General features: G+C 68.2%; 9 protein-coding genes. 3 read left to right on the top strand and 6 right to left on the bottom strand.

The window, feature by feature from the left end; all coding sequences use genetic code 11:
- Window positions 1-557: 557 nt before the first annotated feature.
- Window positions 558-1,223 carry a DUF2202 domain-containing protein gene (locus tag ACYQ2W_RS24580; RefSeq protein ID WP_459873364.1) on the top strand — a complete coding sequence of 222 codons (666 nt, stop codon included), beginning with the start codon at window positions 558-560 and terminating at the stop codon, window positions 1,221-1,223.
- A gap of 78 nt (window positions 1,224-1,301) precedes the next feature.
- On the top strand, window positions 1,302-1,718 hold the full coding sequence (locus ACYQ2W_RS24575; protein ID WP_459873362.1) for a thrombospondin type 3 repeat-containing protein: 417 nt from the start codon (window positions 1,302-1,304) through the stop codon (window positions 1,716-1,718).
- Between the two features lie 332 nt (window positions 1,719-2,050).
- Here ACYQ2W_RS24575 and ACYQ2W_RS24570 read toward each other — a convergent pair whose 3' ends face one another.
- From ACYQ2W_RS24570 to ACYQ2W_RS24560, 3 genes are read right to left on the bottom strand one after another with little or no spacing between them, the layout of a single operon-like run.
- A complete protein-coding gene (locus tag ACYQ2W_RS24570; RefSeq protein WP_459873360.1) occupies window positions 2,051-2,821 on the bottom strand; it encodes an HvfC family RiPP maturation protein in 771 nt (256 codons plus the stop codon).
- Window positions 2,793-3,656: an HvfB family MNIO-type RiPP peptide maturase gene (locus ACYQ2W_RS24565; RefSeq protein ID WP_459873358.1), complete on the bottom strand. Its 864-nt coding sequence runs from the start codon at window positions 3,654-3,656 to the stop codon at window positions 2,793-2,795. Before ACYQ2W_RS24565 ends, ACYQ2W_RS24570 begins: the two co-directional genes overlap by 29 nt.
- Before the next feature lie 5 nt (window positions 3,657-3,661).
- Window positions 3,662-3,976 (bottom strand): HvfA family oxazolone/thioamide-modified RiPP metallophore, encoded by a 315-nt coding sequence (locus tag ACYQ2W_RS24560; RefSeq protein WP_459873356.1) that lies wholly within the window; start codon window positions 3,974-3,976, stop codon window positions 3,662-3,664.
- Between the two features lie 212 nt (window positions 3,977-4,188).
- On the opposite strand from ACYQ2W_RS24560, the gene ACYQ2W_RS24555 reads away from it, so the two are divergent.
- Window positions 4,189-4,557: a PilZ domain-containing protein gene (locus ACYQ2W_RS24555; RefSeq protein WP_459873354.1), complete on the top strand. Its 369-nt coding sequence runs from the start codon at window positions 4,189-4,191 to the stop codon at window positions 4,555-4,557.
- Window positions 4,558-5,010: 453 nt separating this feature from the next.
- Here ACYQ2W_RS24555 and ACYQ2W_RS24550 read toward each other — a convergent pair whose 3' ends face one another.
- The 3 genes from ACYQ2W_RS24550 to ACYQ2W_RS24540 are packed head-to-tail and all read right to left on the bottom strand — an operon-like array spanning window position 5,011 to window position 7,897.
- The gene (locus ACYQ2W_RS24550) at window positions 5,011-5,829 is read right to left on the bottom strand and encodes an ABC transporter permease subunit (protein ID WP_459873352.1); all 819 of its coding nucleotides are present in this window, start codon (window positions 5,827-5,829) and stop codon (window positions 5,011-5,013) included.
- Window positions 5,826-6,755: an ABC transporter permease subunit gene (locus tag ACYQ2W_RS24545; RefSeq protein WP_459873350.1), complete on the bottom strand. Its 930-nt coding sequence runs from the start codon at window positions 6,753-6,755 to the stop codon at window positions 5,826-5,828. The genes ACYQ2W_RS24550 and ACYQ2W_RS24545 overlap by 4 nt, the downstream gene beginning before the upstream one ends.
- Window positions 6,752-7,897 carry an ABC transporter ATP-binding protein gene (locus ACYQ2W_RS24540; protein ID WP_459873348.1) on the bottom strand — a complete coding sequence of 382 codons (1,146 nt, stop codon included), beginning with the start codon at window positions 7,895-7,897 and terminating at the stop codon, window positions 6,752-6,754. The genes ACYQ2W_RS24545 and ACYQ2W_RS24540 overlap by 4 nt, the downstream gene beginning before the upstream one ends.
- Window positions 7,898-7,968 lie beyond the last annotated feature (71 nt).

Genomic DNA, 7,968 nt, shown 5'->3' with positions numbered 1-7,968 from the left:
GGGGGGAGGGAATATGCAGACGGTTGGTCGGGCTTCCCTGGTTACCACGCTCTGCGTGGTGACCGCGGCAGGTCGGTTGGCTGCGGCGTCTCCCCCGGACGCTCCGCGTCGGCTCGGTCGTTACGGAAAGCCGCCAGGCTCAGAAGGACGCAGAGCGTCCAAGGTGGCTGGTGACGACGCGGAGCGTCGTCACCAGGGAGGGGGGAGGGGAGGCATCGGGAGGGAGCGGGGCACCGGATCCATCAGGATGAGGAATTTTTTTCTTGGGGAATGTACCTAACTCATATCCCGTCCAAATAGATCGGGTATTGCCCTGTTTTTACAGGGGCTTAGGCGAATATCGGTAGGGGAGAAAATAACCGAATTCTCAATTTCCAGGTCAAAGACGCGTATATCTACCAATTTTCCGCATCCCCGGTTATGGCTAAAAAACGTTCCAGGACAGGGATGTAGCGCCGGGCCAAGGGAATATCGAGGCCCGTTCCTCCGGTTGGAGGGTGCCGTCCCTGTCGTGTTCAACGACATCGATCGACAACCACCACAGAAGGAACAATCGAATGCGAATGATGGAACAGACCCTGCTGCTCACCGCCCTCTCCTTTGCCGCCGCCGGCGGTGCCCTGGCCGCCGGTGGCGGCGGTGGCGGTGGCGGCGGTGCCCTCGACGCGGCGGAGGAGTCCCACCTGGTCTTCATGCGTGAGGAGGAGAAGTTGGCGCGGGATGTCTATATCGCCCTCGCCGGCGCCTGGCCCGCCGCACCGACCTTCCAGAACATCGTCCCCTCCGAGCAGAACCACACCGATACCGTCGCCAGCAAGCTGGCCCAGTACGGGATCGCCGATCCCAGCACCGATGACACCCCCGGCGTCTTCACCGGCGCGGAGTGGGGCTGGTACTTCGACCAGAAGTACGCCTACCTGACCGGTGCCGGCGCCAACTCCGAGCTGGATGCGCTCTACGTCGGTGCCTTCATCGAGGAGCTGGACATGCACGACATCGTGCTCTGCCCGGAGGTGATCGTCACCACCAACAACGGCATCACCGACTGCGGCCTCGAATACACCGACGAGGCGCCGCTGCAGAACGTCTACTCGAATCTGGTGGCCGGTTCCGAGAGCCACCTGCGCGCCTACGTCGGCGCGATCGAGGCGGTGATCGGCGAGGGCAATTACGTCGCCCAGTACCTGAGCCAGGCCGAGGTGGACGCGATCCTCGGGCGCTGATTTTTTCTGGCGAAAAAATCAGTATGTGAGGGGGAGGGCTGCGGCCCTCCCTTCGCTTTCGGGATGGAGGGGACGTTGGTGAAGAGTGCGATTTTTGCCGGTCTTTTGTTGGTGATGGGTTCGGCGGTGGCGGCGGATGCCGATCATGACGGGGTCGACGATGCGCTGGATCGCTGTCCGGGGACGGCTCAGGTCAAGCGGGTCGATCCCCATTTCCGCTACGCCGGGAGCGTCAATCCCGAGCGGCTCTCCGTGGAGCCGCGGGCGGTGGCGACGGACGCCGAGGGGTGTGCGCTGGACGGGGACCACGACGGGGTGCCCGATTATCGGGACTTCTGCCCCGGGGATAGCGCGGAGTCGATCGCCAAGGGGGTGACCGGGCAGGGCTGCCCGCGTTCCTCCGACGGCGATGGTACCCCGGATTATCGCGACCGCTGTCCGGGTACGCCCCGCGGGGTGCGGGCGGACCGCTTCGGTTGTCCGGTGGCGGGGTGATGGTTGCTCTGGTTACCACGCTCTGCGTGGTAACCGCGGCGTTCACGTTGGTTGCGGCGTTTTTTCGGACGCTCCGCGTCGGCGCGATGATGGTTGGAACCGCCCTGCCTGGAACAGGACGCAGAGCGTCCAAGGTCGCCGGTTACGACGCGGAGCGTCGTAACCAGAGGGGGGGGCGGGGCGTCGTAACCAGAGTTTTTGGGGAGAAGGGCTCGCCTCGCGCGTCGATCCAGCGCCTCCGGGATGGTGCGGAGTGCCGTGCCTTCCGGTCAGTGGCGGAGGTGGCGGAGAGGGCGCCTTCGCGGCCTGGGGGCCGCTCCTACAGGGGGGAGTCAGATGAGGATGTCGCGGCGGCGCAGCTCTGCGAGGATCGCGCGGCCTCCCTCGATCACCGCTTGCGGGTTGGGGTGGCCCAGTTCCGCGGCGATTTCCTCCAGCAGCTGCCGGCCGGTGGCCTCCGGGCGTTCGGCCATCGACTGGATCAATCGCGCGGTCACCGGATTGGCCTCCAGGAAGCCGACCCGGTCCGCCCGGTCGCGGTAGACCACCAGCCAGGTGGGGGTCTCGCCGGCCGCTTCGGGGATGAACTTGGGGCCGATGCGGTGCACCGGGAAGCGGTAGCCGAGCAGCCGGTGGAGCGGCGAGAGTCGCGGGGCCTGCTCCAGCAGATCGGTCGCCTCGCCGGCCGGCGGAATCTCCTCCTCGCTCAGCCCCAGCTCCACCTCGATCCACTCATAGTGGGCCAGCTCGCGCAGGAACGGCGGGTCCTCGGGACGCTCGCCGCGCTCCTCCTCCAGGTAGTCGAGGAACTCCCGCGCTATCCGGGGGAAGAGCGGGGTGTGGCTGCGGTGGTCGCGGATGAAGTCGCGCACCCGGCGGTCCCACGCCTCATCTTCGCTGATCGCTCGCAGCACCGGGAAGCTGGTGGCCAGCAGGCTGGAGAGGTTGTTGAAGAAGAGTTCCCGGTAGACCGCCATGCGCGCCGCCGGGATGTCCTCGGGGCCGGCCACCGCGGGGTCGCGGATGGTGCCGGCGAAGCGCTGCTGGATGCGCTGGAAGGGGACGGTCGCGTCGTCAGGCGCAACGGCGTTGGGGTGGCTCATGCCACTTCTCCTGTAGCGTGTGAATGGTCTCGACCTCGGCCAGCAGCTCACCCAAGGGCGGGATGTTGAAGTCCCGTTCGAGCAGCGTCGGCACCACGCCGAAGCGGCGGTAGGCCTCCTCCAGCAGGTCCCAGACGTCGGCCACGATGCCGGCGCCGTGGGTGTCGATGATCAGCTCCGGCGACTCCCGGTAGTGGCCGGCGATGTGCAGGTAGCGCAGCCGCTCGGCGGGCATCGCGTCGAGGAAGGCGAGCGGGTCGTAGCCATGGTTGAAGGCGTTGACGAAGATATTGTTTACATCGAGCAGCAGCTCGCAGTCCGCCTCCTCGAGCACGGCGGTGACGAACTCCGCCTCGCTCATCGCCGGTCCCGGCATGGCGTAGTAGGAGATGTTCTCCACCGCCAGCGGCCGTTCGAGGATCTCCTGCACCTGGCGGACGCGGCCGGCCACGTAGCGGACCGCCTCCTCGGTGAAGGGGATCGGCATCAGGTCGTAGAGGTGGCCGCCGTCGCCGCAGTAGCTGAGGTGCTCGCTGTAGACCGGCACGTCGTGGTCGGCCATGAACTTTTTGAGGTTGCCGAGGAACTCCCGGTCCAGCGGGTCGCGCCCGCCGAGGTTGAGGGAGAGGCCGTGGCAGACCACCGGGTAGCGTTCGCTGAAGCGGCGGAAGTGGCGGCCGAGGGCGCCGCCCACCTGGAGCCAGTTCTCCGGGGCGACTTCGAGGAAGTCGAGGGGGGCGTCGGGCCGCGCCTCCAGCGGGTCCAGCAGGACCCGCCGCAGGCCGAGGCCGGCGCCGTGGAGGCCGGCGTCGCCGGCGTTGGGGGCGCGGCCCATCTTCCCTACCCCTTGTTGCCGCACTTGCCTTCGCCGGTCTTCGGCGAGGCCATCGGTTCCTCGGTCGATCCGCACTTGCCCTCACCGGACTTCTCGGCGGTGCGGGTGGAGGTCTCCTCCGCCTTGTTGGCGCCGCAGGCGCCCTCGGCGGCGGCCGGCTTGGCGCTGGAGCCGCAGGAGCCCTCGGCGGCGACCATGTAGCCGGCGCCCAGGTCGGTGAGGGTGAAGGGGTTGGCGTCGGCCGCCGCGGTGCCGGCGCCGAGACCGAGGGTCAGGGCGGTGCCGAGGAGGAGGGCGGGGGTCTTGCTGGAGTGGTTCATTGGATTGCTCCTTGATGATGGATAGGCAGTGCTTCTTCGTCACTCACGGCGCCGCTGGCGGTCACCGTGTTCGTAGCTATAGACGCAGCCCCGGGGGATCCGGATTCAACTTCGGGAAATTTTTTTTGACCCTGAGCGGCGGACACCTCCGCTTGAGCCACCGCGCCGGGAGTGGTAAAGAGGGAGCTCGACAACGACAGGGGGATGGGCGGGTGAATCAACGACTGGAGGTGCGGGGCGAGCTGACGGCGCGGGTGCGCCTGAGCAGCCCGGAGCATGGCGAGATCACCGCCTACGGGCTGGACCTCTCGGCCAGCGGGATCGGTTTCCTGAGTGAGCGGGGCTACTCGGCGGGACAGCACTTCCAGGTCCTCCTGCGCGTGCCGCGGCTCGCCCCCGAGGCGGGGGAGGAGGAGGTGGAACTGGTGGCGCGGACGATCCGTTGCGACCCCACCGGGGATCTGATCCCGTTCCGCGTGGCGGCCTGTTTCATCGACCTCGACGAGGCGCTGAAGGAGCGGCTGCGTCATCTGGCGACGCCCTATTCGGGGTCGGTGGCGCTGCATCTGGCCGAGGAGTAGGGCGGCGGGGCGGAAAATCCGGGGCGGTGCTTCGCTCACACCGCAACCTTGACGCCCTCAGCGGCACCACCGCTCCCCTGTAGGAGCGGCCCTCAGGCCGCGATGGCGCCGTTTCCGCTGACCTCCACAGGTGTCTTTTAGCATGGCGCTCCGCACCATCGCGGCCCGGGGCCGCTCCTACCGTTCGGGAAACCCGTCTCTTCGGGAGTACTACTCCGCCCGCCGTTTCAGCCGCGCCTCGCGCCGCTGCACCAGGCCTGTCCGGGTACTCCGTATCACCCGATACGGCCGACCTTCCCGGCTGCAGCCTCTCCCACCGCTACGGCGCCCACGGGGCGCCCTATAGGGCGTGCTGTGCACGCCGCAGGCCTATCCGGGTACTCCGCACCACCCGATGCGGCCGATCTTCCCGGCCGCAGCCTTCTCCCACCGCCGTGGCGCCCGCGGGGCGCCCTATGGTGCCTGCCGTTTGCGTCGCGCCTCGCGCCGCTGCACCAGCCAGCCGGCGACGACGATCGCCAGCGTCACCGCCAATACCACCAGCGTCGCCAATGCGTTGATCTGTGGGCTCACCCCGAGGCGCACGCTGGAGTAGATCACCATGGGCAGGGTGGTGGCGCCGGGCCCGGAGACGAAGCTGGCGATCACCAGGTCGTCGAGCGACAGGGTGAAGGCGAGCAGCCAGGCGGCGAGCAGCGCCGGGGTGATGATCGGCAGGGTGATCAGCACGAAGACCTTCCACGGCCGCGCCCCGAGGTCCATCGCCGCCTCCTCCAGGGAGAGATCGAGCTGGGAGAGGCGCGACTGGATCACCACCGTGGCGTAGGCGGCGCTGAAGGTGATGTGGGCGAGCGTGATGGTGGTGATGCCGCGCCCGTGGGGCCAGCCGAGCAGGTGGTCCAGGGCGACGAACAGCAGCAGCGAGGCGAGCCCGAGGATCACGTCGGGCATCACCAGCGGCGCGCTGACCATGGCGGAGAAGAGCCCGCGGCCGCGGAAGCGGCGGAAGCGGGTCAGGGCGAGCGCGGCCAGGGTGCCGAGCACCACCGCGGCGGTGGCGTTCATCGTCGCCACCTTGAGGCTGAGCCAGGCCGCCGCGAGGATCTGCTGGTTCTCCAGCAGGGCGCCGTACCAGCGGGTGGAGAAGCCGCCCCACACCGTGACCAGCCGCGAGGCGTTGAACGAGTAGAGGATCAGCAGCCCGATCGGCACGTAGAGGAAGGCGTAGCCGAAGGCCAGCGCGGCCAGCGAGAGGCGTGGGCGGAGCTTCACGGACGCCCCTCGCGGCGCGCCTCGGCGCGGTCCCGGGCGTGCTGGAAGAGCCCCAGCGGCAGCACCAGCAGGAGCAGCATCACCACCGCCACCGCGCTGGCGGCGGGCCAGTCGCGGTTGTTGAAGAACTCGGTCCACAGCACCTTGCCGATCATCAGCGAGTCGGGCCCGCCGAGCAGATCGGGGATGACGAACTCGCCCACCGCGGGGATGAACACCAGCATGGCGCCGGCGATGATCCCCGGCAGGGAGAGTGGCAGGGTGATGGTGAGGAACGCCTTCCACGGCCGGCAGCCGAGGTCCTCCGCCGCCTCCAGCAGGGTGAGGTCCATCTTCGACAGCGTGGCGTAGAGCGGCAGCACCATGAACGGCAGGTAGGAGTAGACGATCCCCAGGTAGACCGCGAAATCGCTGTGCAGCAGCGCCAGCGGCTGGTCGATGACGCCAAGCCACAGCAGCAGTTGGTTGAGCAGGCCGTTCTGCTTGAGGATGCCGATCCAGGCATAGACGCGGATCAGGAAGCTGGTCCAGAAGGGGAGGATCACCAGCATCAGCAGCACCACCCGCCGCCGCCCGCTGCTGCGCGCGATGGCGTAGGCCATCGGGTAGCCGAGGAGCAGGCAGACCGCGGTGGAGACGGCGGCCACCTTCACCGAGTTGAGGTAGGCGACCAGATAGAGCGGGTCCTGCCACAGCCGGGCGTAGTTGCCCAGATGGAGCTTGATCAGCAGGTAGCCGTCCTCCAGGTACTCGACCAGCGGCGAGTAGGGGGGGCGTCCGAGCACCACCTCGGCGAAGCTGATCTTCAGCACGATGACGAAGGGGACCAGGAAGAAGAGCGCGAGCCACAGGTAGGGCAGCGCGATCACCAGCCGGCGGCCGTGGTCGCCGGTGAGTCGGTCGCCGAGCCGCGTGAGCGGGTTCATGCCGGGAAGACCATGCCGCTGGCCGGCTCCCAGGAGAGGTGGACGCGCTGGTCCCAGGTGAGCGGCGGCTCGGCCAGCCGGGTCAGGTTGGTCAGCTGCACCTGCATCACCAGCCCGCTCTCCAGCCGCACATGGTAGATCGAGACGTCGCCCAGGTAGGCCTGCTCGGTGACGATGCCGCTCACCCGGTTGGCGCCGGGTGCGGCCGGCGGGCTCTCGCGGACCGTCACCTTCTCCGGGCGCAGCGCCACCGTCACCGGGGTCCCCTCGGGCAGCGGGGTGGGGTGGTCCATCAGCAGTTCGCAGCCGCAGTCGGTGGCGTGGATGCGCAGCCGCTCGCCCAGCTGCTCCACCACCCGGCCCTCGATCAGGTTGACCGAGCCGATGAAGTCGGCGACGAAGCGGCTGGCCGGGTATTCGTAGACGTTGGCCGGGGTGCCGACCTGCTCGATACGCCCCTCGTCCATCACCGCGATACGGCAGGAGACGGTCATCGCCTCCTCCTGGTCGTGGGTGACCATGACGAAGGTGGTACCGATGCGGTCCTGGATGTTGACCAGCTCGAACTGGGTGTGCTCGCGCAGCTTCTTGTCGAGCGCCGCCAGCGGCTCGTCGAGCAGCAGCAGCTTCGGCTCGCGGGCGAGCGAGCGGGCCAGCGCCACCCGCTGGCGCTGGCCGCCGGAGAGCTGGTCCGGCTTGCGTTTGGCGAGCGCGCCCATCTTCACCAGATCGAGCAGGCCGGCCACCCGCTCGCGGATCTCCGCCTTGGGCAGCTTCATCTGGCGCAGGCCGAAGGCGATGTTCTGTTCCACGCTCATGTGGGGGAACAGCGCGTAGGACTGGAACATCATGTTCACCGGCCGCTCGAACGGCGGCACCCGGGTCATGTCGACGCCGTCGATCAGGATGCGTCCGGAGGTGGGCTGTTCCAGCCCGGCGAGCATGCGCAGCAGGGTGCTCTTGCCGCAGCCGGAGCCGCCGAGCAGGCAGAAGAACTCGCCCTGGTAGATGTCGAGGCTGACCGCATCGACCGCGTAGGTGTTGCCGAACACCTTGGTCACCTCCTCGATGCGGACGAAGGGGCGGGAGGCGGGGTCGCGCCAGGGTTCGAGGACGTTCGGGCTGGGGTTGGGTTGGGCCATGGGTCGGGTACGGGAAGAAAGGGCTATGTCCGAGCCGACGGTTGCGACATTCCTCGAATGTAGGAGCGGCC

It is taken from the genome of Endothiovibrio diazotrophicus, assembly GCF_054657215.1.
This window is presented reverse-complemented; position numbering and strand designations above follow the sequence as displayed.

Excerpts from the sequence above, each read along its gene's own strand:
- ACYQ2W_RS24580 (WP_459873364.1), top strand. The coding sequence starts at position 558 with ATGCGAATGATGGAACAGACCCTGCTGCTCACCGCCCTCTCCTTTGCC.
- ACYQ2W_RS24570 (WP_459873360.1), bottom strand. The coding sequence starts at position 2,821 with ATGAGCCACCCCAACGCCGTTGCGCCTGACGACGCGACCGTCCCCTTC.
- ACYQ2W_RS24565 (WP_459873358.1), bottom strand. The coding sequence starts at position 3,656 with ATGGGCCGCGCCCCCAACGCCGGCGACGCCGGCCTCCACGGCGCCGGC.
- ACYQ2W_RS24560 (WP_459873356.1), bottom strand. The coding sequence starts at position 3,976 with ATGAACCACTCCAGCAAGACCCCCGCCCTCCTCCTCGGCACCGCCCTG.
- ACYQ2W_RS24545 (WP_459873350.1), bottom strand. The coding sequence starts at position 6,755 with ATGAACCCGCTCACGCGGCTCGGCGACCGACTCACCGGCGACCACGGC.
- ACYQ2W_RS24540 (WP_459873348.1), bottom strand. The coding sequence starts at position 7,897 with ATGGCCCAACCCAACCCCAGCCCGAACGTCCTCGAACCCTGGCGCGAC.